Origin of the sequence: Streptomyces sp. NPDC058469, assembly GCF_042721125.1 — a bacterium.
In the GTDB taxonomy this organism is placed as follows: Bacteria; Actinomycetota; Actinomycetes; order Streptomycetales; family Streptomycetaceae; genus Streptomyces.
The window spans coordinates 8,408-31,612 of the sequence record NZ_JBHXME010000132.1 but is presented as its reverse complement, the minus strand read 5'-3'; the positions used below and the strand labels follow the sequence as shown (position 1 = coordinate 31,612).

The window sequence follows — 23,205 nt, the reverse complement described above, 5'->3', positions numbered from 1 at the left end:
CGTCCTCTTCGAGCTCCGCAACAAGGTCCTCCTGGCCCCCTCCGCGCTACGGCTCCGCCACCTCGAAAGCGCCGAGACCCGCCGTCTCTCGGCCACGACCACGATCCCCGAGGCCCTCGTCGCCACGGTCATCGCCACGCATCGCCGCCCCGACGAACTCCGGGCGGCCGTCCGCTCGGCCCTGGCGCAGACGGTTCGCGACCAGGTCGTCATCGTGGTCGACGACGGCGCCGGTCTCCCCGAACTCCCGGACGATCCACGGCTGTTCGCCGTCTCGCTGGCGCGCAACACCGGTGTGGCCGGTGTCGTGCGCAATGTCGGCATCCGCCTCACCCGCTCGCGGTACGTGGCCTTCCTCGACGACGACAACCTGTGGGAAGGCGACCACCTGGAACGCGCGTTGGAGGTGCTGGAGTCCTCCGGCGGGCCCGACGGTGTGTACACGGCGTTGCGCCGCGTCCTGCCCGACGGGACCGAACGGGACGTCCTGTCCGTGCCGTTCGACCGCCGCCTGGCCGCCCGGGAGGCATTCCTGGACACCAACGCGTTCGTCGCGCGACGCGACGGGACGCTGCGCTTCAGCCGGCTGCGGCGCACGCCGAAGGTGCTTCCGCGTGAGGACTGGGAGCTGGTCTACCGGTACAGCCGCAGGCACGGCGTGCGGCACGTTCCGTACGCCACCGTGCGGTACCTGGTGAACCCGGAGAGCTTCTTCACGACGTGGAGCGGCTGAGCGTCACGGTCCCGGGACGGTCCGCAGCGCGCCCGGCCTGAGCAGCGCGGCGGCCGCGGCCCGGCTGGCCTTGCGCCCGAGGACGGCCCTGGACGTCTCGCGCAGCAGCACGGCACCGCGGAAGCAGGCGGTCGCGAGCGCCCCGTGGCGCCGCCCGTACAGGCGCACGCGGTTGAGCGTGAGCAGGGTCCAGAGCCGGGGCGACACCTGGGAGTCACCGCCGAGGTGAACGGCCTCGGCCGTCGGCTCCAACCGGGTGGCGTGGCCCAAGTCCCTTGCCCGCAGGCAGTATTCGGTCTCCTCTGAGTAGAGGAAGAAGGACTCGTCCCAAGGACCGCACGCGGCAAGGCAGTTCGCCGATACGGCCATGAGCGCGCCGGTCGCCCAGTCCGCGCGCGTGGGCCGCTCGTACGCGGCGGGGTCGGTGACGAGTTCGCTCAGGTACGGGAAGCGTCCCGCCCGGCGGTTGCCGATCACGGCCTCACCGAACGCCCGGAGCACGGTCGACTCGCGTCGCAGCGAGTGAAGGGGCGCGTCCCGGCCGTCCTCGTACAGGAGGGGGACGGCGATCCCCGCTCCGTCGCCGAGTCCGTCGACGAGCCGCTTGGCGCAGCCCTGCCGCATCCGGATGTCGGGGTTGCAGACCAGGACGGCCTCGTATCCGCCGTCCCACTCCCCCGCCGCGGCCAGCGCCGCGTTGACGCCCGCGGCGTACCCGGCGTTGCGCCCCGTCCGGACGACCGTGGCGTCGGGGGCCAGCTCGCGCAGCACCTCGATGGTGTCGTCCGCGGAGTCGTTGTCGGCGACGACGAGCCGCCAGTCGAGGCCGGCCATGCCGTCCGGGAGCGTGGCCAGGAACCCGGGGAGCACCGAGGCGCTGTTCCAGGTGACGGCGATGACGGCGACGGGGCTCATCGGGACTCCACGAGTTGACGGAGCGAGGCTTCGGGGGTGTCACGGACGGCCGGGACGGCGACGGCAGCCATCGCCTCGCGCCGGACGAAGCCCAGGTAGCTGCCTCCCGCCCCCAGCAGCAGGAAGAACATGCCGGCGAACATGGGGAAGCTGAGCGAGTCGAAGGTGGCGCTGATGACCAGGGCGACCAGGGAGGAGGCGAAGAACGCCTGCCCCAGTTCGCGGTCGGACTCGGTGCGGGCCAGCCGCCGGACGGCGCCGCCGTGGTGGATGCCGGTGATGAAGAGGGTGAACAGGGCGACGATCCCGAGCACGCCCATCTCGGCCGCGGTCAGCATGTACTGGTTGTCCGTGAAGAAGTACAGGTCCGGCGTGAAGGTGCCGAAGCCCCGTCCGAACAGCGGGTGTTCCTTCAGATAGGGCACGATCGCGCTGTACTTGACGGTGCGGGCCTGCGTGCTGCTGTCGGAGTTGGACAGGAACGACGCGAACAGGGCTGTGATCGTGCCGATGAGTCCGGGGATGAGCACCTTGAAGCCGGCCGCGGAGGCCGTCATCACGCCGATCGCGGTCCAGCGCCGGGCCGGCTTCCAGCGCGGCACCATCACCAGGGCGACCAGCAGGATGCCGATGATCGAGGTCCGCGACACCGTCAACGGCAGTGCTCCGGCCATGAGCAGCACTGGCCCCCAGCGCCGCCACGCGCGGAGGTGGCGGCGTACCGGATCGAGGGCCTGCTGGATCGCGAAGGGCAGCAGGATCGCCAACATGCCGCCGAACTCCAGCGGTTGGGCGGTGGTGGACCGGGGCCGGGTGAAGGAGCCGCGGTCCATGGCGGTCACCTGGGCCACGCTGGTCTGGAGGCCGGGGATGTGGATGGAGTCGGCGATGTTGGTGGCCGCGAAGAAGTCGTAGAAGCCGATCGCGGCGACGACGGAGCCCATCACGACCATCCGGCGCATCAGGACGTCCAGCCGGTCGCGTTCCTGCATGCCCGCCGAGGTCAGAACGACCAGCGACACCCACACCAGGAAGCCGATGAGCCCGCGGTCGGCCCCGAGAACCTCCTGGTGCGAGCTCTGGCGCATCGCGTCCGCGACGTACGCCGCGAGGACGGCCGTTCCGAGCACGCACATCGCGACCCGCGCGAGCCGGGTGCCCGGCGCGGGGAGGATACGGCCGCCGAGCCAGGTGGCGAGGTACCACAACAGACCGAGCAGGGCGAAGACGTTGGCCGGGGTGCCGACTCCGCCGAGCGCGGGCAGGGCCAGGTTGGAGGGGATGAAGAAGGCGAGCACCAGATAGACGGTGAGGATCGCGGTGGCGTCGACCCGCCGGTTCAGCGCACCCGCCCGCTCCCGGTGCGCGGTCCGGGCCTTCCGCGGTCGCCGGGCGACGCTCTTGACGAGGCGCCGTCGGCGGCGGACCACCGCGACGCCCTCCATCAGGATCGACAGCAGGAACGCGCTGACGACGCCCAGGATGACCACGGCCGCGATGTCCTGGTAGCGGCTCTTCGACTTCGCCACCGGGGTCTGCGGCAGGACGACGCGCGCCGTCTGCACGGTGTAGGCGGGCGGGACCTTGGCGGCGGCCTGCAGGGCGTTGAGCTGCTCACCGGCGAAGGTGGTCAGGGTGTTGGTCTCCTGGAGGACCTTCGCGCGGTCGGTGCCGGTGACGCTCAGCACGAGCAGCGGGCTCTCACTCGCCGGTGCGAAGCCGGCCGTGTACGGATCCGTGACGCCCCGGCCGCGCAACTCCTTGGCGGCGTCGCCCGATTCGAGGGTCCTGATCAGCACGTCGGCCGTGACGATCAGTGATCCGCCCGCGTTCGAGATGGGGTTGCCGAAGGTGGGGGCAAGCCGGGCGACCGCGGAGGAGTCCAGCAGTCCGACCGAGCTCTGCGACTGGTAGGAGACGGGGACGGTCGCGTACAGATAGGCGCCGCCGAGCAGGCTGAGCACGGTGAAGGGCACCATGAAGTACCAACGCCGGCGCAGAATGGCCCATATCTCACCAAGGCTCACGAACCATCCCTCCATTCGCTGGCGTCCCGCCGAGCGTCCTGCCAGTATCGGGGGCGACGGAAGGAACTCGTATGTCGCCCGGGAACGTCGCCGACGCGCTGCTCCGCCGCTGGTACGTGCTGGTGGTCGCGCTGCTGCTGACGGCGGCCGGCGCGTATCAAGTGGTGCGCCCCGTCCCGCAGTACGTCGGCTCCGCGGTGGTCGTCCTCAAGCCGCCGGTGACGCAGAACCAGCCCAACCAGTACACCAATCTCCAGCCGCCGCTGGCCGTCGTCTCCTACGGCGTCATCCAGCAGCTGCAATCCCCCGCCGGGACCAGGGAGTTGAGCGCGGCGGGCGTGCACGGGACCTACCACCTCGTCCCCCGCAACAGCGGCACCAGCGCCACGCCCCGCTATCTGATCCCCTCCCTGCAGGTGCAGTCGCAGGCGTCCGATCCCGACGGGGCCACGACGGCGGTGAGCCGCATCATCGACGTCTACACCAGGCACGTCGAGCAGCTGCAGACGGCTCAGAGGGTCCCCGCCGGATCGCGGATCACCGCTTCCGTGCTGGTCTCCCCGAGCGCCGCGGAAGTGCAGGGGGACAAGAGCCGGGGCCTGGCGGGCGTGGCCCTGCTGGGTGCGGCCGGGGGCGTGCTCGGGGCGCTGTGGCTCGACCGGTACCTGATGCGCCGTAGCCGGAAGTCCGCCGCGGGACACCACCGGCACACCGGGCCGGTTCCCGCGGCCGGCTGAGTCGAACTGACGGTTCATCAGATACCGCGGCGCTTCCACGACTCCCACCACAGCTGCTCCCGCCCGCGCTCGAACACGGCCGACCACACCAGCGGCTGCAGATACGGCATCGCCTTCGGGCCGATCCGCCGCCGCAGCCGCAGGGCGCGGTACTCGGGCAGCGTCGCGTACTGAGGCAGGCACTCCTCGGCGAACGCCACGCACTCGTCGACCGGAACGACCTCCGTGCGGCCCCGGTCGTAGGCCCGGTAGGCCCGGCGCAGCGCGAAGCGGGCCAGCCGGGTGTGGACCTCGTGGGCGAGGTGCTCGGCCTGCGGCAGCCGGTCGGCGCATTTGACGAGCACCGAGTCGAAGGCCACCAGGCGTTGACGAAGGTCGTCGAGCTGGCCGCCGAAGTCGGTCGTGGACATGTTCTTGCCGTGGACGCGGTAGAAGGCCTGGTCGGCACCGCGTACATAACCGACGTCGGCGTGGGCGGCGAGCCGCATCCACATCTCGATGTCGCCGGCGTGGGGAAGGGCCGGGTCGTAGCCGCCGACCGTGCGCTGGAGGCCGGTGCGGACGACGACTTCCGGTGAGGTGATGCAGCCGGTGCCCTCACGGAAGCGGCGCTCCAGCCACCACTGCCCGGGGTAGACGACCGAGCCGGTGCTCCGTGTCCGGGCCGTCGGCAGCGGTCCGCCGTGCTGGAAGCGCAGGGGACGCCCGTAGGCGAACCCGGCCTCGGGACGGGCGTCCAGGAGTGCGGCGGCGCGGACCAGCGCACCCGGGACCAGCCGGTCGTCGGCGGACAGGAGGGCCACGTAGTCGCCGTCGGCCCACTCCAGCAGGCCTTCGTTGTAGGTGGCGATGTGGCCCTTGTTGGTCTCGTGGACGAGGACCTCGATCCGCGGGTCGGCGGCGGCCAGCTTGTGCGCGGTCTCCGCCGAGTCGTCGGGCGAGGCGTCGTCGATGATGAGGACCCGGACGTCAACGCCGTCCTGCTCGTCCAGGACGCTGCTCACGCAGTCGGCGAGGAAATGGCCGTACTTGTAGCAGGGGATCACAACACTGACGGTGCTCATCGGTGGGAAGGCCAATCCCCGGTGGTGGCCCCCGAGTTCAGGTGGGGGCCACCAACGGTGGGTGCTAGTTCTTCTTCTTGCGGACGGTCTTGCTGGTCAGGGTCCAGCTGTGGGACTTCACCGTGTGGCGGCTCTTGTCCTTGGCCGTGACCGTGATCGTGAACCGCGTGCCGTCCGGCAGCGGGGCGGACAGGTGGACGGACACCTTGTGGGTGGCCCGGTCGTAGGAGACGACGGCGGTGACGTGCGTCTTCCTGGCGGCCGCCGCCTCGGCGCCCGGCAGGATGGTCACGGCCGCCTTCACCGTCGACAGCTTGGTGCTGCTCGGCAGTGTCGTGACGAGGGCACCGGCCGCGTCGGCGGTGTGCGTCAGCGAGGACGCGGTCACCTCCGAGGCGGCTGTCTCCGTCGCCAGGGACGCGCTCGGGTCGTCGGCGGTGAAGACGGGGCCGACCCAGTAGTTCGCCGATCCGTAGGAGCCGTTGGGGAAGGCGACGTCGGAGCCGTAGCGGTAGAGACCGTTGTGCGCCGTCGTGGTGTCGGCGGTCGCGGTCAGCGGATAGGACTGGTGGGCCGCGGCGAAGTAGCCGCCGTCCACCGCGTAGTTGCCGCCTGGCGCGTGGTAGGAGACGACGTACGACGTGTCCGCCGTGATCGCCACCGGGGTGGCGAACGTCAGCGTCTGCCAGCCGGTGGCCGTCTCGTTGGTGAAGGTGCCCGACGCCAGCAGCGTGCCGTCGTTGGACCAGAGGCTGCCCGTGTGGGTGCCCGTGTTGCCGGTGCCCTTGTAGAAGGTGACGCCGGTGATCCAGCCGCCCGCCGAGGACTTGAACCGGGTGCCCAGCTCAAGGGAGTTGGCGTCGCCGGTGACGTCGGTCGTGGCCGGCACGGTGGAGGAGTTCCACAGGGTGCAGGGGCAGGTGACCGCGGGCGGCGTGGGACTGGTGTGGAAGGTCCACGTCACCGGGGCCGCCATGACGTTGCCCCACAGGTCGGAGGCCTGTACGGAGGCGGTGTACGTGGTGTTGAGCTCCAGCTCCGTCGACGGGGTGAAGGTCGCCTTGTTCGACGCGGGGAGCGTCACGGCGCCCGGGACGGTGGTGCCGTCCGGGTCCTTCACGGTGAACGTCAGACCGTCGGCGTCCACGGCCGAGCTGAAGGTCGCCGACACGGGTGCCGTGATCGACACGCCGGTCGCCCCGGACGTCGGGGAGGTCGAACTCACCGTCGGCGGGGTCGTGCTGGCCGTCGAGGTGTCCAGCACCACGTCGACCCAGTAGTTGCTGCCCGAGGACGCCGAGGACGGGAAGGCGCTCGTCGAACCGTAGTGGTAGACGCCGTTGCCGCCGTCGGTGCCGGACTGGAGCGCGGTGAGCGGGGCCAGGCCGGCCGGGCTGTCGGTGAAGGCGCCGCCGTCGTAGGAGTAGCCGCCGTTGGGGGCGAAGTACGAGGCGACATAGGTGGTGTTGGCCTTGACGGTGACCGGGGTGGCGAAGTTGAGCTGCTGCCAGCCGGAGGCCGTCTCGTTGGTGAAGGTACCGGTGGCCAGGCGGGTGCCGGAGGCGCTCCACAGGCTGCCGGTGTGGGCGCCGGTGTTGGCGGGCGACTTGTAGAAGCGGACGCCGGTGATCGAACCGGCCACCGTGGTACGGAGCTTGACGCCGAGCTCCAGCGAGCTGCCGTCGCCCGCGTTGACGGTGCCGGGCACGGCCGAGGCCGGCCAGATCGAGCACGGGCAGGCCTGGGGGCCGACGGTCACCGGGACGGTGGTGACGGCGCCCATGTTGACGCTGTCGTCCACCGCGCGGACCTTGACGGACTCCGCGCCCGGGGTCGTCGGCGTCCAGCTGTAGCTCCAGGACGTCAGACCGGTGGCGGCGTTCCAGGTGGTGCCGCCGTCCGTGGACACCTCGACGCGGGCCACCACGCCCCCGCCGGAGTCGGCGGCGGTGCCGGTGATGGTGACCGGCCTCAGCGCCGGGACGGTGACCCCGGAGGCCGGGCTCGTCACCGTGATCGCCGGGCCGGTGGTGTCGGTGGAGGCCGTCGCGGCGACGAGGTTGCTCTGCCGGGTCAGCGGCTGGACGCCCATGTCGGCGAGGATGTTCGCCGTCGCCTGCTGCATGCGGGCGTCCTCGGTGACCACCGTGTCGTCGGGACTGTACGTGGGGATGTTGGTCAGACCCCACGACCACTGCACGGTCCCCGCCCCGAACACCAGGGCGCCGGAGTCCTGGTCGCGGAACTCGACGAGGTTGTGCGTCGCGGTGCCGTTGCCGTAGACGTTGCCCCAGTCCATCCGGAGCTTGGCGTCCTCGATGTCCACCGTCGTGGACGACAGGTCGATCGCGCCGGCGGGTCTGGTGCCGTTGCTGATGTCGCTGTCCCACTCGTAGCCGAGGGTGCCGGTCGGGAAGGTCGCGGTCTGGCTCGACGTGAGGTTCGCGATGGACGTGCCCCGCCACAACCGGTTCTTGCCGTACGACCCCGGGACCGTGATGGCGTCGCTGCGATAGCCGTTCACCGTGAACATGGAGCCGGTGAGGATGTTCGGCGGCTGGTAGGCCTGCCCGTAGTTGGTGCTGGCCGGGTCCATCCAGGTGCCGGTCCAGCTGCCGCTGGGGTCGGCGATGCCGTTGGACTGCGCCATCTTGGTCATCTTGTAGCAGACCAGGGTGCGGTCGGCGGTGTTCGTGCCGTCGATGCTCGGGGCGAGCCGGGTCTTCCAGAACACCTCGTTGCCGCTGAAGAAGGCCTGTCGGACGCCCGCTTTTCTGGCCGCCAGAACGTTGGAGTACTGGCTCTGCGTCCAGTACTCGTCGTGCCCGGAGGACAGGTACACCTTGTGTTTCTCCAGCAGGGCGGCGCCGCCCGACCCCGACACGTCCACGCCGGACGTGTAGCTGACGTCGTAGCCGTTGCGCTCCAGCCAGGACAGCATCATGTACTCGGAGCCGTAGATGCCGTTGTCGCCGCCGATGTCCAACGGCCGGTTGTAGCTGACCTCGTAGGCGCGGCCGTCGGGCGCGGGACCGAGGCCTCCGTAGAGGTCCTGGCCGCCGTAGTCGTTGTAGGCCTGCCAGGTCTGGTCGCTGGTCTGCACGACGATGTCGGAGGTGCTGGAGTCCTTGCGGACGACGAACGGGTACGGCATCAGGCCGTCGCCGTCCGTCTGCGTGAGGTTCGCGATGTACAGCCCGGACACGGCGTCGCTGGGAACGGTCCAGCTCGCGGTCACGGGCCAGCTGCCGCAGTCGACCAGGCCGGTGTTCTTGGTGGTGCAACTGGCGGGCGCGGTCGTGTAGTTGGCGGGATAGGTCACCGCCGCCTGGGCCGCGGTCGACATCTGGCGCGCGCCGTCGCCGCCGTACCAGCCCAGCCGGTAGATCTGGACGTTGTACGAGGACTTCGACTGGACCTTGAACTGGACGGTGTCACCGGCCTGGACGCTCTCCTTGGTGGAGAAGCCCTTGATGTCACCGTAGGCGTTGGGCGAGAACCAGTCGGACATCGGGCTGCCCGTCTTGGAGTTCTCGCAGACGACGGGATTGGAGCCCGATCCGCAGGGATCGGACACCGCCTGGGCGGACCCGGCCAGCGGGAGCACCGCCAGTATCAAGGCTGCTATGACGGCGAGGCGGCCGCCCCGGAGCCGTCTGCTCCATCTTTTCATGTCTACCTCTCAGCGGTGCTGTGCTGGACCGACCCCTGGGGGCGGGTCGTGTTGCTGAAACTCCGGGGACCGGTCAGCGGCCGAGCGCGTCGGTGAACGCGTCCACGACTCGCCGCTGCTGGTCGGGGGTGATCTGCGGGTGGAGCGGAAGCGACAGGATCCGGTCGGCCGCCCTCTCGGCGTGCGGGAAGTCGCCCCGGACGTGGCCGAGATGGCGGTAGGCCTCGGTGAGATGGACCGGGGCGGGGTAGTGCACCCCGGCGCCGATGCCCTCGGCGTTGAGCTTGCCCACGACGTCGTCGCGGTCCGCTCCCGCGACCTGGACGACGTACAGGTGCCAGACGTGGACGCCGCCGGCAGCCGTCGTCGGGAGGACGACCCGTCCGGCGTCGGCCAGTTCGGCGAGGAGTGTGCCGTAGCGGGCGGCGGCCGTCCGCCGGGCCGCGTTGCCGTCCGCGAGCCGTGCCAGCTTCGCCCGCAGGACGACGGCCTGGAGGCCGTCGAGGCGGCTGTTGAACCCGGGCACGTCGTGGCGGTACTTGGCGACACCGCCGTGGTTCGCGATCGCCCGTACCAGGTCGGCGCGTTCCCCGTCGTCGGTCAGCACCGCGCCCGCGTCGCCGTAGGCGCCGAGGTTCTTCCCCGGGTAGAAGCTGGTGGCCGCGATGCCGCCGCTGCCCGGGGTCCTGCCGTCACGGGTCGCGCCCTGGCACTGTGCGGCGTCCTCCACGATCCGTACGTGGTCGGGGAGTTGAGCCCTCAGCTCGGTCACGTCGGCCATCTGCCCGTACAGGTGCACCGGCACCACCGCGCGGGTGGCCGGGCCGACCGCCTTCAACGCGGCCTGCGGGTCGAGGAGATACGTGTCGGGCAGGCAGTCCGCGAGGACGGGCCGCGCGCCGATTCTGGCCACCGCGCCCGCGGTGGCGATGAAGGTGTTGGCGGGGATCACGACCTCGTCGCCGGGCCCGACTCCGCTCGCGCGCAGGGCGAGTTCGACGGCGTCGGTGCCGTTGGCGACGCCCACGCAGTGCGCGACACCGCCGAACTCCGCGTACTCGCGCTCGAAGGCCCCCACCTCGTCGCCGCCGATGAACGCGGTGTTCGCCAACACCCGCTCGAATCCGGCCCGTACGTCGTCGGCGACCTCGGCGTGCGCCGCCTTGAGATCCACCAGCGGAATCTGGCTCATACGACTGGTCCCCCCAGTTGTTGCGTCAACAGTTCGTCGAGCGCGGGCGCGGGCGCCTCACGCAGTCGCCGGGCCGGGCTCCCCACCCAGACCTCGCCCGGCGGTACGTCGCCGAGCACGGCGGACCCCATCCCGATCAGCGACCAGGCGCCGACCGTCGTGCCCTCCCTGACCAGGGCCCCGGATCCCACGTAGGCGCCCCGCTCCAGCCGTGCTCCGCCCCCCAGGCGGACCCCGGACGCGAGCGTGGCGCAGTCCTCGACCACGTCGTCGTGGGTGAGGACGACGTGCGGCATCACCGCGACATGCGCGCCCACATGGACGGCGGCGGTCAGGACGCAGTGCGCGAGCAGGACCGAACCGGGGCCGACCGTGGACGTCCTCGACACCGACGCCGTCGGGTGGACCACGGTGGCGTAGCGGTCCGCGGGAAGGGCGAGGCGGCGGACGAGGCGGGCGCGGGCCGCGTAGTCCCTCGGGTTGCCCACGCAGATCACCACGCTCGCCTCGGGCAGGTCGTGGACGAGGTCGCAGCCGCCGAGGACGGGTACGCCGTCCACCTCGGTGCCGTGCAGGGCGGGGTTGTCGTCGAGGTGCCCGAGCACCCTGAACTCCCCCGCGTCCGCCGCGGCCTGTGCGGTCTCCCGGGCGAATCCGCCCGCGCCGACGACGACAAGTCCGTTCATCTTCGGGCCTGTTCGCCGAGCGCCGCCACGACGCGGTCCTGCTGGTCCTCGGTCATCGTGTGGAACAGCGGCAGGATCAGCGAGTCGCGGCTGATCCGCTCGGTGACCGGCAGCGGCGCGCGCGGGTGGTCCTCGTAGGCGGGTTCGAGGTGCGAGGCCATGATGCCGCGCCGGGCGGAGACGCCGGCCTCGGCGAGCGCGGCGAGCAGGTCGTCCCGGCCCACGGGGAAGTCCTCGGCCAACTGCACCCAGTAGGACTGGAAGTTGCTCTGCCCGTGCGCGGGATCGGCGACGGGGGTGAGGCCGGGGACATCGCGCAGCAACTCACCGTATCGGGCGGCCAGTTCGCGGCGGCGGACGATCATCGCGTCGAGTTTGCCGAGCTGGACGAGCCCGATCGCGGCCTGGACGTCCGTCATCCGGTAGTTGTAGCCGACCTCCAAGTACTGCTCCAGGACCGGCTTGTTGCTCGCGTGACGCTCCGCCGCCGAGGCGTTCATCCCGTGCTCGCGCAGCCGGCGCAGCCGTGCCGCCCACTGGGCGTCGTCGGTGGTGATCATGCCGCCCTCGCCGGTGGTGACGACCTTGCGCGGGTGGAAGGACCAGGCGGCGATCAGCGCGCCGTGTCCCACCGGCTTGCCGCCGACGGTCGAGCCGATGGCGCAGGCCGCGTCCTCCACCAGGGGAAGGTCCCAGTCGGCGCAGGCGGCGCGCAGGGTGTGCACATCGGCCGGAACACCGCCCTGGTGGACGACAAGTACCGCCTTCGTACGGGGAGTTCGGACGGCGTCCACGGTGGCCGTGGTCAGGTTGCCGGTGTCGGGCTCGACGTCGGCGAACACCGGCTCGGCCCCGACGTAGCGCACGGCGTTGGCGGTGGCGATGAACGACAGCGAGGGCACCACGACCTCGTCGCCGGGCCCGAGGCCGAGCGCGACGAGCGACAGGTGCAGGGCGGTGGTGCAGGAGCTGACGGCGATGCCGTGCTCGGCGCCCACGCGTTCGGCGAAGGCCTTCTCGAAGGCGGCGACCCGGGGTCCCTGGGCGACCCAGCCCGACAGCACCGCGTCGGAGGCGGCCCTCGCCTCCTCCTCGCCGAGCCACGGGATCATCACCGGGATGCGGTCGGTGCTCACTTCGCCGCCTCCGCGTCCGCGGCGCGCTCGGCACGCCACCAGTCCACCAGGTCCCGCAGTCCCGTGCGCAGGTCGATCCGGGCCGTGAAGCCGAGCCGCTCGGCGGCCCCCGTGGTGTCCGCGAGGCGCCGGACCACGCCGTTGACCGCGCGGGCGGGCCCGTGCTCCGGCTCCAGACCCGGGGCGCCCATCGCCTCCAGCAGGCCGTCGGCGAGTTCGCGCAGCGAGGTCTCCGTGCCGCTGGCGACGTTGAACACCTCGTCGGTGAGATCCGACTCGGCTGCCAGCACGTTGGCCCTGGCGATGTCCCGCACGTCGACGAAGTCCATGGTCTGGGTGCCGTCGCCGAGGATCAGCGGGGGCTCGCCCGCCTCGATGCGTTCCATCCAGCGGATGAGCACCTCGGTGTAGAGGCCGTGAATGTCCATCCGGGGGCCGTAGACGTTGAAGTAGCGCAGCGCCACGTAGTCCAGTCCGTACATGGCGTGGAAGCTGCGCAGCATGCCCTCGTTGAAGGCCTTGGCCGCGCCGTAGAACGTGTCGTTGTTGTACGGGTGGTGGCGCTCGGTCGTCGGGAACGTCTCGGCCATGCCGTAGACGGACGCCGAGGAGGAGGCGATCACCTTGCCGACGCCGGCCTCGGCCGCCGCCTCCAGGACGTTGAAGGTGCCGTCGACCATGACCTCGTTGGCCAGGCGGGGTTCCTGCGCGCACTGGGTGATGCGGATCGCGGCGAGGTGGAACACCAGGTCGGCGCCCTCGGTGGCCTTCCGTACGGTGTCGGCGTCCCGGATGTCGCCCTCGACGACCTCCACCAGGCCGCTGGGCAGGGCCCGGGCGAGGTTGGCCCGCCGTCCGCGCACGAAGTTGTCCAGCACCACGATCTCGCGGGCGCCGCCCTCGGCCAGGAGGTCGACGAGGTTGGAGCCGATGGTGCCCGCTCCCCCGGTGACCAGGATCTTCTTGCCACGTACGCTGCTCAACTGCGCTTCCCCCTCAGTGGATTGAACCGTCAACGCCCGGCCCGCAGGCCGACGACCGCACCCCGGAACTCCAGGCTCCGGGACGCCGCCTCCAGAATGTCCAGCACCCGCAGGCCCGCCCGGCCGTCGGTCAGCGGCGCCCGGCCCTCGTCGATCGCGGCGGCGAACTCGTCGACCATGCTGCGCAGCGCCTCCTTCTCGCCGATCGCGGGCGCGACCATGTCCCCGGAGCGGTACGAGACGAGCATGTCCCGGCGCTCGTCCGCGCCGATCTCCTGGGGCGCGGCCAGGTCCACTCCACGGTCGTAGACCGCCACGCGCTGAAGGGGGTTGAGGTCGTCCCAGACCAGCGTGCGTTTGGCGCCGCCGACCATGGTGGTGCGCACCTTGGTCGGGGAGAGCCAGTTGACGTGGACGTGGGCGATGGCTCCCGTGTTGAGCTGGAGCGTCAGATAGGCCACGCAGGCCTGGCCGGCGCCGATGGGGTCGGCGCCGTGGGCGGCGACGGCGACCGGTTCGACGGTGTCGGGGAGGATGAAGTCCAGGATCGACAGGTCGTGCGGGGCCAGGTCCCACATCACGTCGATGTCCTTCTGGACGAGCCCGAGGTTGATGCGGACCGAGTCGACGAAGTGGATCTCGCCGAGTTCGCCGGAGCGGACCAGTCCGCGGATGTGGCCCACCGCGGGGGTGTAGCAGTAGGTGTGGTCGCACATCAGGGTGAGCCCGCGCTCCTCCGCCTCGGTCACCAGGCGCAGCCCGTCGGCGTACGTCGCGGCAAGGGGCTTCTCCACGAGGACGTGCTTGCCGGCGCGCAGGGCGGCCAGGGCGATGTCGAGGTGGGTTCCGGCGGGCGTGGCCACGGCGACGGCGTGGACCTGTGGGTCGGCGAGGACGGCCGCGTAGTCCGCGGTGGCCTGGACCGTCGAGTAGCCGCCGAGGACCCGCTGGGCGCGGTCCACGTCGAGGTCGCACAGCCAGCGCAGCCGGAACCGCTCCCCGGCCTGGAAGTTGCGGACGAGGTTGGGACCCCAGTAGCCGGCCCCGACGACCGCGACCCCCAACGGCTCAGTGGTGTGCGTCACTTGGTCTCTCTCCCCTTGGTCCATCAGTAGGCCCCCGTCCCGCGCACCACGGCCGAGGCGGTGCGCGCCAGGATGGACAGGTCGAGGCTCGTCGACCAGTTGTCCACGTATGCGAGATCGAGCCGCACGGCTTCCTCCCACGGCAGGTCCGAGCGTCCGCTGACCTGCCACAGTCCGGTGAGTCCGGGTTTCACGAGCAGCCGCCGCTTGACCTCCGGCGGGTACTCCTCCACCTCTTGCGGCAGGGGCGGGCGGGGGCCGACGAGCGACATGCGGCCGCTGATCACGTTGATCAGCTGGGGCAGTTCGTCGACCGAACAGCGGCGCAGCACGGAGCCGATCCGGGTGATCCGCGGGTCCTGTTTGACCTTGAACAGCACGCCGTCGCTGTTCTGGTTGAGGTGCTCCAGCTCCGCCCGGAGGGTCTCCGAGTCGGGCCGCATCGTGCGGAACTTCAGCATGGTGAAGTGGTCGCCGTAGCGGCCCACCCGCTGCTGCCGGAACAGCACCGGGCCGGAGCTGTCCAGCCGGACGACGAGGGCGATCAGCAGCATCGGCAGGGCGAGGAGCACGAGCAGCAGCACCGCGAGCGACCGGTCCAGGATCTCCTTGGGCAGCCGGGAGAGCCGGGAGAGGTTCGGGGCCTGTACGCGGACCAGCGGCACCCCGTTGTTTGGCCGTACCGCGAGCCGGGCGGCGGACACGTCGGCCAGGACGGGGGCCACCAGGAAGTCGATGCCCTGCGCGGCCGCCGTCCAGGACATCCGGCGCAGGACGGACGCGTCGAACTCGGGCGCCGGGAGCGCCACCACGGTACCGATGCCCATGGCCTGGATGACGTCGTTCATGTTGCCGACGCCGCCGAAGACGGGGAGCCCCAGCTTGCGTATCTCCGCGGCGTTCTCCGGATCGCTCAGGCAGACTCCGGCGGCGTGCAGTTCCTGCGGGCCGCCGCGGCGCAGCACCGTGGTCAGTTCCACGACGCCGCGCGCGGGCCCGACCAGGAGTGTCGCGCTGCCGTCCCGGCCGCGTGCCCATCGCCTGTGCAGCCTGCGGCGCAGTGCGTACCGGGCGGGCAGAGCGATCGCGACGGCGGGCACCGCGGCCATGGTCATGTCATGCAGGAGGCCCGAATCGCGCGTGAACAGCCAGTACGCGGCCACGGCCAGCGCCGGCAGTGCGACAGCTCCGCGCAGCACCCGTCGGTACTCCTCGGTGCCCAGGCCCAGCGCGCTGCGGTCGTAGGAGCGGTGGACGAGCATGGCCACGATCCACGTCGGGGGCAGCACCAGGGCCACCGTCCAGCGGCCGTACGCCGCGTGGATCACGAAGGCCGCGGCGACAGCGGCGAAGCTGTCCGCGACCAGCAGGACCATCCGGTACTTCTGTTCCCAGCGTCTTCGCCGTACTTCCGGACTTCTCTGTTCCACAACCAGCGGCTCATGCGTGACCTCAATGGTCATGGCCCCCCACCACATGCGCGGTTACCGATGTGCTCTCCACACGACGGCACTGCAGAAAAACGAGGGAGCTCCAGCGGTTCCCCAACCGCCCTGCGCACCCCGCCTGTTGGTCACTGCCTGTTTCGCATCTGTTGCACTGTGCCGCGTCCTGACGGGCAGTCAGGAACATTTTCCCCACCCAAACCGGTGCGGCGGGCCTCAATCTAGACCACCGAACGCAGTCACGGGAACACTTGGACGAAACACACATCGCAATAGAGACACCGGCGGCATACTGCACCGGGTGACGAGCATTGTGATACCGGCCCACAACGAGGCACGAGTCATCGGCCGGCTCCTCGACTCGTTGTTGGCCGGTTCCTCCGAGGACGAGACCGACATCGTGGTCGTATGCAACGGCTGTACGGACGACACCGCGCGGATCGCGGCCGAACGCGGCCCGCGGGTACGGGTGGTGGAGATCCCCACCCCCTCCAAACACACCGCCCTGCGGACGGGGGACGACCACGCGCGCGGCTTCCCCCGCCTCTACGTGGACGCCGACGTCGTGATCGCCGGCGCCGACGTACGGGCCCTGACCGCGCCCCTGGACGACGACACCTCGGGCATCCTCGCCACCGCCCCCGAACGGCGGATCCCGCTGGCCGGCTGCGCGTGGCGGGTACGCGCCTACTACCGGGTGTGGCAGCGGCTTCCCGCCGTACGCGAGGGGCTGTTCGGCCGGGGCGTCATCGCGGTCTCCAAGGCCGGACACGGCCGGATCGCGACCCTGCCGCCGCTGATGGCGGACGATCTCGCCGCCTCCCTGGCGTTCGCCCCCGAGGAGCGGCTCGTGGTCGGCACGGCCCGTGTCGTGGTCCACCCGCCGCGCACCTGGCCGGACTTGGTCAAGCGGCGGGTCCGGGCCGCGGTCTCCACCGCCCAGGTCGAACAGCAGCAGAAGCCACCGGAGGCCTCGGCGCGCACCGGCACAGCGGATCTGCTCGCCGTGCTCCGCCGGGAGCCGAGGCTGTTCCCGGGGGTCGTCGTCTTCGTCGCGGCCGCGCTCGTCGCCCGGAGAAAGGCCGAAAAGGCCATCCGGGCACAGGACTTCGGCACCTGGCTACGGGACGAGAGCAGTCGGCAGAACTGACCGCACCGCACCTGGAGTCCTCGATCATGTATCTCACCGACCGCTCCACACCGCCGAGAGCGGACACCGGACGGCGCCGAAGACGCGGCCTGCGCTCCAGGGCCGCCCCGGTCGTGTTCGTGCTGGGCACGGTCAGCCTGATCACCGACATCTCCTCGGAGATGGTCACCGCCGTCCTGCCGCTCTACCTCGTCACCACCCTCGGCTTCAGCCCGCTGGGATTCGGCGCCCTCGACGGCGTCTACAACGGCGTCAGCGCACTGGTCCAGCTCGTCGGCGGCCACCTCGCCGACCGGGTACGCAACCACAAGCTGATAGCCGGCCTCGGCTACGGCCTGTCCGCGCTGTGCAAACCGCTGCTCCTGCTCGCGGGCAGTGTCGGCACACTCGGCACCGTCCTCGCCCTGGAACGGACCGGCAAGGGGCTGCGCACCGCACCGCGCGACGCGATGATCTCCCTGTCCACTCCGCCCGAGAACCAGGGCCGGGCCTTCGGCGTGCACCGGGCGATGGACACCACCGGCGCGATGCTCGGCCCGCTGGCGGCCTTCTTCATCCTGCGCGCGGCCACCGACGGCTACGACGCCGTGTTCGGCGTGAGCGCGTGCGTCGCCGCCCTCGGCGTGCTCGTCCTGGTCCTGTTCGTACCCGGCGGACAACGGGCCGCGCGGGCGGACGGACCCACCGAGAACACCGGCCGGCAGCGGCACCACGACGAACCCGACGACGGGGGCGCGCCGCCGGATGGGGCAGGTGCGACGGACGGGGCTGCTACGGCGGACACCGGACCCCCCGTCCACCTGCGCGAAGCGCTGGCCCTGCTGCGCCTGCCGCGGCTGCGGGCGCTCGCCGGCTGCGCCGCGCTGCTCGGCCTGACCACCGTCAGCGACGCCTTCGTCTACCTGCTCCTGCAACGGCGCGCGGGGATCGGCGAGCAGTGGTTCACGCTCCTGCCGCTGGGCACCGCCGTCGTGTTCCTGCTGCTCGCGATGCCCGTCGGCGCGCTGGCCGACCGGATCGGGCGACGCACCGTGTTCCTGGCCGGGCACGCGGCCCTGCTCCTGGGCTACGCCCTCCTGCTGTGGGCCCCGGCCACGCCGGTCCTGCCCCCGCTGGTGCTCGCCCTGCACGGCACGTTCTACGCGGCCACCGACGGCGTGCTCCCGGCCGCCCTCGCCGACATCGTGCCCGGACAACTGCGCGCCAGCGGTCTCGCCATCGTCGGCACCAGCCAGGCCCTGGCCCGGTTCTGCTGCTCGCTGGCCTTCGGCGCCGCCTGGACCGTGTGGGGAGACGGCCCCGCACTCGCCGGCGCGGCGGCCGGCCTGCTGTGCTGCGCGACCGTCGCGGGCATGGTGCTACGACCGACCGGCGGGACCCGCTCATGACCACCACAGCCACGGGGAACCAGATGCCACCGCTCCGCCGCCGCCTGCTCATCCTCGTCACGGCGGTCCTGCTGCTCACCGGCCTGGGAACGGCCGTGATCCTGCACGCCTCCGCCCGCGCGGACCGGGCGAACCGACCCCACTCGGGCGACCCCGCCGTCAGCGCGGGCAAGCTGACGCTCGACCAGAAACGCCGCCTGACCTTCCTCAACGCGGCCGCCGGCCCGCACCGCACCGCGGTCGCCTCGGTCCCGTCCACCGACCCCGGCGGCGGACGAACCGCCTCCGACCTGAAATGCGTGCGCTTCTACGCGGCGGCCGGCACGGGCATCTGTCTCCAGTCCGCCCCCGGCGTCCTGCGGCAGAGCAACCGTGCCCTGCTCCTGGACGCCGACCTCCACACCCGGCGCACCTTCCCGCTCGCGGGCACGCCCAGCCGGGCCCGGGTCTCGCCCAGCGGCCGGTTCGTCGCCTGGACCGTCTTCGTCTCCGGCGAGTCCTACTCGTCCGCGTTCTTCTCCACCCGCACCTCGGTCCTGGACACCCGCACCATGCGGCTGACCCCCAGCCTGGAGACGTTCTCCATCGTCCTGGACGGCAAGCCGTACCACGCCTCGGACGTCAACTTCTGGGGCGTCACCTTCGCCTCCGACGACGACACCTTCTACGCCACCCTCAACACCGCCAACAAGACCTACCTGGTCCGGGGTTCCCTCTCCCGCCGTACGGTCACCACCCTGATCCAGAACGTGGAATGCCCCTCGCTCTCCCCCGACGGGACCCGCATCGCCTTCAAGAAGCGGATCCTGTCCCGTACGGATCTCTGGCACGAGTACGTCCTCGACCTGAGCACCCTGCACGAGACGGCACTCGCCGAACACCACAGCGTCGACGACCAGGCCACCTGGCTCGACAACGACACCGTCGCCTACGCGCTCCCCACCAACGGCAGGATCGGCAGCACCGACCTGTGGAGCGTGCCCGCGAACGGCAAGGGCAGACCGCGCCTGCTGATCGCGGACGCCTCTTCGCCCGCGCCGCTGTAGACGGGCGCGGGACGGCAGTCAGGGGCATCACATACGCTGCGACCCTACGACGAGACCCTCGGAGGCGATGGCCCTGATCACCCTGGATCTGCACCCCGTCTTCCGCAGCGATCGCGACATCGACGTGGCCCTGCGCCAGACCCTGTTCAAGGCCGCCGCCACCGGGGTCGACACCGTCCAGATCATCCCGGGCAAGGGGACGGGGCAGTTGAAGAAACGGGTCCTGGCCGTGCTGGCACAGAAGCACATCAGGAAGCTCTACGCCCGCGTGGAACAGGATCCGACCAACGCCGGCCGGATCCTGGTCCACCTTCGCTGACTCGCTATTGGCTATTGGCTATTGGCCGAAGCCGTACGAGAACAGGTGGTCGGTGCCCGTCGAACCCGTCACCGGCAGCGTGATCGAGGCGACCTGCTTGGACGAATCGAGCGCGACCTTCGCGGCGAAGACGTAGGTCTTCACGCTGTCCCGGCCCCCGCTCCCGGTGTTCCGGTAGGCCGTCGTGGCGGCCGTCGTGTCACCCGGAAGCGGCTTGCTGGAACCGCCGTTGAGGGTCCAGTCCGGGAAGGCGACCGTCCCCTGTGAGGTGGTGCCGTCGGTGTAGGTGACGGTCACCGTGCCCGAGACCCCGCTGCCGTCGGTCGGCGCGTTGGTCGCCGTGCCCAGCAGACCCAGCGACGCACCCGAGGTGCCGGCCGGCATCGAGATGGTCTGGCCCGCCATCTCCAGGTTGTCCAGCTGGCCTGAAGTCACCGTCGGCCAGGTGTAGTTGACGCCGTCGACCGTGAGGGGCAAGCCGCTCGTGACGCCGGCCGACGCCAGCGCGTTCTGCGAGAAGGCCCAACCGCCGCCGTCGAAGCCGCCCGAGAAGGTGGCACCGTCGGGATAGATGCCCTCGTTCGTGTTGTACGGCCACAGCGCACCGGCCTTGGCCACGGCCACCCGGAGGGTCGCACCGGCCAGCGCCGCACCGGAGGTGTGGTCGGTCAGCGCGAACGTGACCGGGAACAGCCCCTCGTCCGCGCCCGCCGTCACCTGGACCTTCGCCTCGGCGCTGCCCGAAGCGGGCACCGTCAGCGAGCCGGACGCCGGGGCCGGCGTGACGCCGGAGGGAGCCGTCGCCTTCCAGTCGACCGTGACGGCCGCACTGCCGAGGTTGGTCAGGTCGAGCGTGCCGTCACCGGCCGAACCCGGCTGGAGCACCAGGCCGTTGGAGGGACCGCTCGCGGCCAGCACCCGGCCGCCGCCCGTGGTGTCCGACGGCGGCGCCGCCGAAGGACCGGACGCCCAGGACGTGTTGGGCTGCGTGCCGAGCGTGAAGTCGAGGGTGCCCGAGCCCTGGAACTTCTGGTACGTCAGCCAAGAGGCGTTCCACGCCTGCCCCTTGACGTCGAGCGACTGCACGTACGGCGCGTCGGGCGCGGCCTGCGGTGCGTTGATCCGCACCGTCTTTCCGCTGCCGAAGGTCACCTTGGCCGCCGGGAACGCCGGGCTGCCGAGGGCCAGGGTGTCCGTGCCCGGGGTCTCCGGGTACATGCCGAGCTCGGACCAGACGTACCAGGAGCTCATCGCGCCGAGGTCGTCGTTGCCGAACGAGCCGACCGGGGCGTTGAAGTACAGCTTCTGCTGCGCCTCACGGACGGCCGCCTGCGTCTTCCAGGGCTGGCCCGTGTAGTCGTACTCCCAGGGGATCTCGACGCTGGGCTCGTTGCTCAGGTCGGCGTCGGTGTTGCCGGGGGCGGTGATGTCGTCGAGCAGGCTGTCCAGGTAGGACGAGTACGCCTTGTCGCCGCCGCGTGCCTGGATGAGCTGCTGCAGGTTGAACGGGACCATCGGCGTGTACTGCGCGGAGGTGCCCTCGACGAAGCCGTTGGAGGTGCCGGGGGTGAAGCCGCCGGCGAACTGGCCGTCCTTGTTCTTGCCCTGCATGTAGCCCGTCTGCGGGTTGAAGACGTTCATCCAGTCCTGGGCGCGGGTGGCGAACTTCTCGTAGACGGACGTCTTGCCCAGCGACTTCGCGAAGGCGGCGATGGCGTAGTCGGCGGAGTCGTACTCCAGTTGCGTGGAGACCGGGCCGTAGAAGTTGCAGCAGCCGTAGTCGTTCTCGTCCAGCGGGAGGTAGCCCTTCGCGTCCCGCACGGACTCGCCGGGGCGGTCGTTGTTGGGGACGGTCGCCTCGTGCTGCAGGGCGGCGAGTGCCTTGTCGGTGTCGAAGCCCGTCGCGCCGAAGGCGTACGCGTCGGCGATGATGCCGGCGGCCGGGTCACCGACCATCACATAGCTCTCGCCGTTGTTCGAGGCCCACTTGGGCAACAGGCCTGTCTGGTCGTAGCCGTTGAGCATCGACGTGACGACGTCGGCGGTGACCTTGGGTTCTACCATCGCCATCAGCTGGGTCTGGGAACGGTAGGTGTCCCAGCCCGAGTAGTTGGCGTACTGGGCCTTCTGCCCCTTGGCCAGGTTGTGGACCTGGTTGTCCATGCCCATGTACTGGCCGTTGTCGTCGGAGAAGACGTTCGGGTGCAGCAGTGCGTGGTAGAGCGCGGTGTAGAACTGCGTCTGCTGGTCGGAGGATCCGCCGCCCACCTGGATCTTGTTCAGTACGGCGTTCCAGGCGTCGTGGTTGGCCTGTTCCACGGCGCCGACGTTCCAGTTCTTGATCTCGGTGGCGAGGTTGTTCGCCGCGCCCGTGTCACTCGTGTACGAGACGCCGACCTTCGCGCTCACCGTGGGGTTCGCGGAGGTGTCGAAGGTGAGGTACATGCCGTTGGCACCGGTCGTGGGAGGCTGGGCGGCCTTGGCTTTCGCTTTGGCACCGCTCGCGTGGATCGTCGGGGCCGGCTTCGCCGGGACGGTGAAGTGCTTCTCCTTCAGCGGCGCGGACTCGGGCGCCTGCGGGGCGAGTTGGACCTTGCCGGCCTTCAGCGACTTCGCGTCGGGGTTGATGGTGCCGCCGACCCAGGTACCGCTCGCGGTGAACGGCTGGTCGAACTTGATGTCGAAGTGCAGCGTGTACCTGTTGCTCGCGCCGCAGAAGTGACCGCTGTCGATCGCGCCGCTGATCTCCTTGTTGTTGACCACCTGGACGCGGGTCCCGTCCACCTGTGTGGCGCCGCCGCTCAACTTGAAGAGCAGGTTGGCCTGTTGACCCGTCGGGAAGGTGAACGTGCCGAGCCCTGCGCGGGTGGTGTCGGTCAGCTCGGTCTTGACGCCGTTCGCGTCGGTGACCTTGTAACGCCCGATACCGGCCTGCTCGTCGGCGTGACTGAAGCCGACGGACGTGCTGCCGAGGTCGCCCGACAGTGAGCCGGTCACCGGCAGGATCGGCAGGTCGCCCGCGACGGAGCAGCCGGGTCCCGAGACGTGGGTGAGGCTGAAGCCGGAGAGCTTGTTGTCGCCGTACTCGTAGCCGCCGCCCTCAGGACGGTTGGGCGTCGTGTCGGGACCCCACTGCACCATGCCGGCCGGCATGTCCGGGCCGGGGAAGGTGTCGACCGCACCGGAGGTGCCGATGAGGGGGTTGACGAGGGACGCGGGGTCCGTCACGAGCACCGGCGTCGCGGTGCTCGCGGCATGGGCGCTGCCGATCGCCGTGAGCGGAAGGGCGGTCATGCCCAACACGCAGACCACGGCGAGGCGTTGACGGAATCTGTTGCGGTCACGTGGCACGGCTGAACGTCGGGGTCTCACCATCGGTCGCCTCCGCAGCGGTTCGTGCTTCGCAGATCAGGTGGCGGCGCACCGGAGAACACCGGAACGCCGGCAACAGGCAACACTTCCTGGTCGCTCCCACGGCCTGACAACGTTGCCAATGCACGAGTGACGAGTGAAACGCGTGTGCTGATGGTGTGTCAACGAGGCGAGCGGGAGTTTCTGGGGCCGAAGTTCTCGGGCGGGCGGGGGTTGGCGGGGGCGCACCGGGGCCGGGTGCCGTGGTCGCGCGG

At 70.8% G+C, this 23,205-nt stretch carries 17 protein-coding genes; 6 read left to right on the top strand and 11 right to left on the bottom strand.

All coding sequences use genetic code 11. The features are described 5' to 3' along the window. The coding region (locus ACFWP5_RS38955; RefSeq protein ID WP_384168030.1) for a glycosyltransferase family 2 protein at window positions 1–733 on the top strand (733 nt) is incomplete at its 5' end. 3 nt (window positions 734–736) lie between these two features. Here ACFWP5_RS38955 and ACFWP5_RS38950 read toward each other — a convergent pair. Beyond that, window positions 737–1,648, bottom strand: a complete 912-nt coding sequence (locus tag ACFWP5_RS38950) for a glycosyltransferase family 2 protein (RefSeq protein ID WP_384168027.1) — start codon at window positions 1,646–1,648, stop codon at window positions 737–739. Beyond that, the gene (locus tag ACFWP5_RS38945) at window positions 1,645–3,675 is read right to left on the bottom strand and encodes an O-antigen ligase family protein (RefSeq protein ID WP_384168024.1); all 2,031 of its coding nucleotides are present in this window, start codon (window positions 3,673–3,675) and stop codon (window positions 1,645–1,647) included. The genes ACFWP5_RS38950 and ACFWP5_RS38945 overlap by 4 nt, the downstream gene beginning before the upstream one ends. A gap of 71 nt (window positions 3,676–3,746) precedes the next feature. Here ACFWP5_RS38945 and ACFWP5_RS38940 point away from each other — a divergent pair, with 71 nt between their 5' ends. Then, a complete protein-coding gene (locus ACFWP5_RS38940) occupies window positions 3,747–4,412 on the top strand; it encodes a hypothetical protein (protein ID WP_384168021.1) in 666 nt (221 codons plus the stop codon). 17 nt (window positions 4,413–4,429) lie between these two features. Here ACFWP5_RS38940 and ACFWP5_RS38935 read toward each other — a convergent pair whose 3' ends face one another. The 8 genes from ACFWP5_RS38935 to ACFWP5_RS38900 form a co-directional block, all read right to left on the bottom strand. Further along, a complete protein-coding gene (locus tag ACFWP5_RS38935; RefSeq protein ID WP_384168018.1) occupies window positions 4,430–5,476 on the bottom strand; it encodes a glycosyltransferase family 2 protein in 1,047 nt (348 codons plus the stop codon). A gap of 64 nt (window positions 5,477–5,540) precedes the next feature. Then, window positions 5,541–9,149: a DUF4082 domain-containing protein gene (locus ACFWP5_RS38930; RefSeq protein ID WP_384168015.1), complete on the bottom strand. Its 3,609-nt coding sequence runs from the start codon at window positions 9,147–9,149 to the stop codon at window positions 5,541–5,543. A gap of 73 nt (window positions 9,150–9,222) precedes the next feature. Next, the gene (locus ACFWP5_RS38925; protein ID WP_384168012.1) at window positions 9,223–10,341 is read right to left on the bottom strand and encodes a DegT/DnrJ/EryC1/StrS family aminotransferase; all 1,119 of its coding nucleotides are present in this window, start codon (window positions 10,339–10,341) and stop codon (window positions 9,223–9,225) included. Continuing rightward, window positions 10,338–11,027 (bottom strand): acetyltransferase, encoded by a 690-nt coding sequence (locus ACFWP5_RS38920; RefSeq protein ID WP_384168009.1) that lies wholly within the window; start codon window positions 11,025–11,027, stop codon window positions 10,338–10,340. Before ACFWP5_RS38920 ends, ACFWP5_RS38925 begins: the two co-directional genes overlap by 4 nt. After that, on the bottom strand, window positions 11,024–12,163 hold the full coding sequence (locus tag ACFWP5_RS38915) for a DegT/DnrJ/EryC1/StrS family aminotransferase (RefSeq protein WP_384168006.1): 1,140 nt from the start codon (window positions 12,161–12,163) through the stop codon (window positions 11,024–11,026). The genes ACFWP5_RS38920 and ACFWP5_RS38915 overlap by 4 nt, the downstream gene beginning before the upstream one ends. Next, on the bottom strand, window positions 12,160–13,146 hold the full coding sequence (locus tag ACFWP5_RS38910; protein WP_384168003.1) for an SDR family NAD(P)-dependent oxidoreductase: 987 nt from the start codon (window positions 13,144–13,146) through the stop codon (window positions 12,160–12,162). The genes ACFWP5_RS38915 and ACFWP5_RS38910 overlap by 4 nt, the downstream gene beginning before the upstream one ends. A gap of 29 nt (window positions 13,147–13,175) precedes the next feature. Continuing rightward, window positions 13,176–14,231, bottom strand: coding sequence for a Gfo/Idh/MocA family protein (locus ACFWP5_RS38905; RefSeq protein WP_384168000.1), 1,056 nt, complete (start codon window positions 14,229–14,231; stop codon window positions 13,176–13,178). Window positions 14,232–14,254: 23 nt separating this feature from the next. Beyond that, window positions 14,255–15,694 carry an exopolysaccharide biosynthesis polyprenyl glycosylphosphotransferase gene (locus ACFWP5_RS38900; protein WP_384167997.1) on the bottom strand — a complete coding sequence of 480 codons (1,440 nt, stop codon included), beginning with the start codon at window positions 15,692–15,694 and terminating at the stop codon, window positions 14,255–14,257. A gap of 283 nt (window positions 15,695–15,977) precedes the next feature. Between ACFWP5_RS38900 and ACFWP5_RS38895 the strand changes: the two genes are divergently transcribed. The 4 genes from ACFWP5_RS38895 (at window position 15,978) to ACFWP5_RS38880 (ending at window position 19,579) form a co-directional block, all read left to right on the top strand. Continuing rightward, the gene (locus tag ACFWP5_RS38895) at window positions 15,978–16,826 is read left to right on the top strand and encodes a glycosyltransferase (RefSeq protein ID WP_384167994.1); all 849 of its coding nucleotides are present in this window, start codon (window positions 15,978–15,980) and stop codon (window positions 16,824–16,826) included. A 26-nt stretch (window positions 16,827–16,852) separates the two neighbouring features. Next, window positions 16,853–18,214: an MFS transporter gene (locus tag ACFWP5_RS38890; RefSeq protein WP_384167991.1), complete on the top strand. Its 1,362-nt coding sequence runs from the start codon at window positions 16,853–16,855 to the stop codon at window positions 18,212–18,214. Continuing rightward, window positions 18,211–19,260, top strand: a complete 1,050-nt coding sequence (locus ACFWP5_RS38885) for a TolB-like translocation protein (protein ID WP_384167988.1) — start codon at window positions 18,211–18,213, stop codon at window positions 19,258–19,260. Before ACFWP5_RS38890 ends, ACFWP5_RS38885 begins: the two co-directional genes overlap by 4 nt. A 67-nt stretch (window positions 19,261–19,327) precedes the next feature. Beyond that, window positions 19,328–19,579 carry a Smr/MutS family protein gene (locus tag ACFWP5_RS38880; RefSeq protein ID WP_384167985.1) on the top strand — a complete coding sequence of 84 codons (252 nt, stop codon included), beginning with the start codon at window positions 19,328–19,330 and terminating at the stop codon, window positions 19,577–19,579. 18 nt (window positions 19,580–19,597) lie between these two features. Here ACFWP5_RS38880 and ACFWP5_RS38875 read toward each other — a convergent pair whose 3' ends face one another. Next, window positions 19,598–22,873, bottom strand: a complete 3,276-nt coding sequence (locus tag ACFWP5_RS38875; protein WP_384167982.1) for a lectin — start codon at window positions 22,871–22,873, stop codon at window positions 19,598–19,600. Window positions 22,874–23,205: the final 332 nt, after the last annotated feature.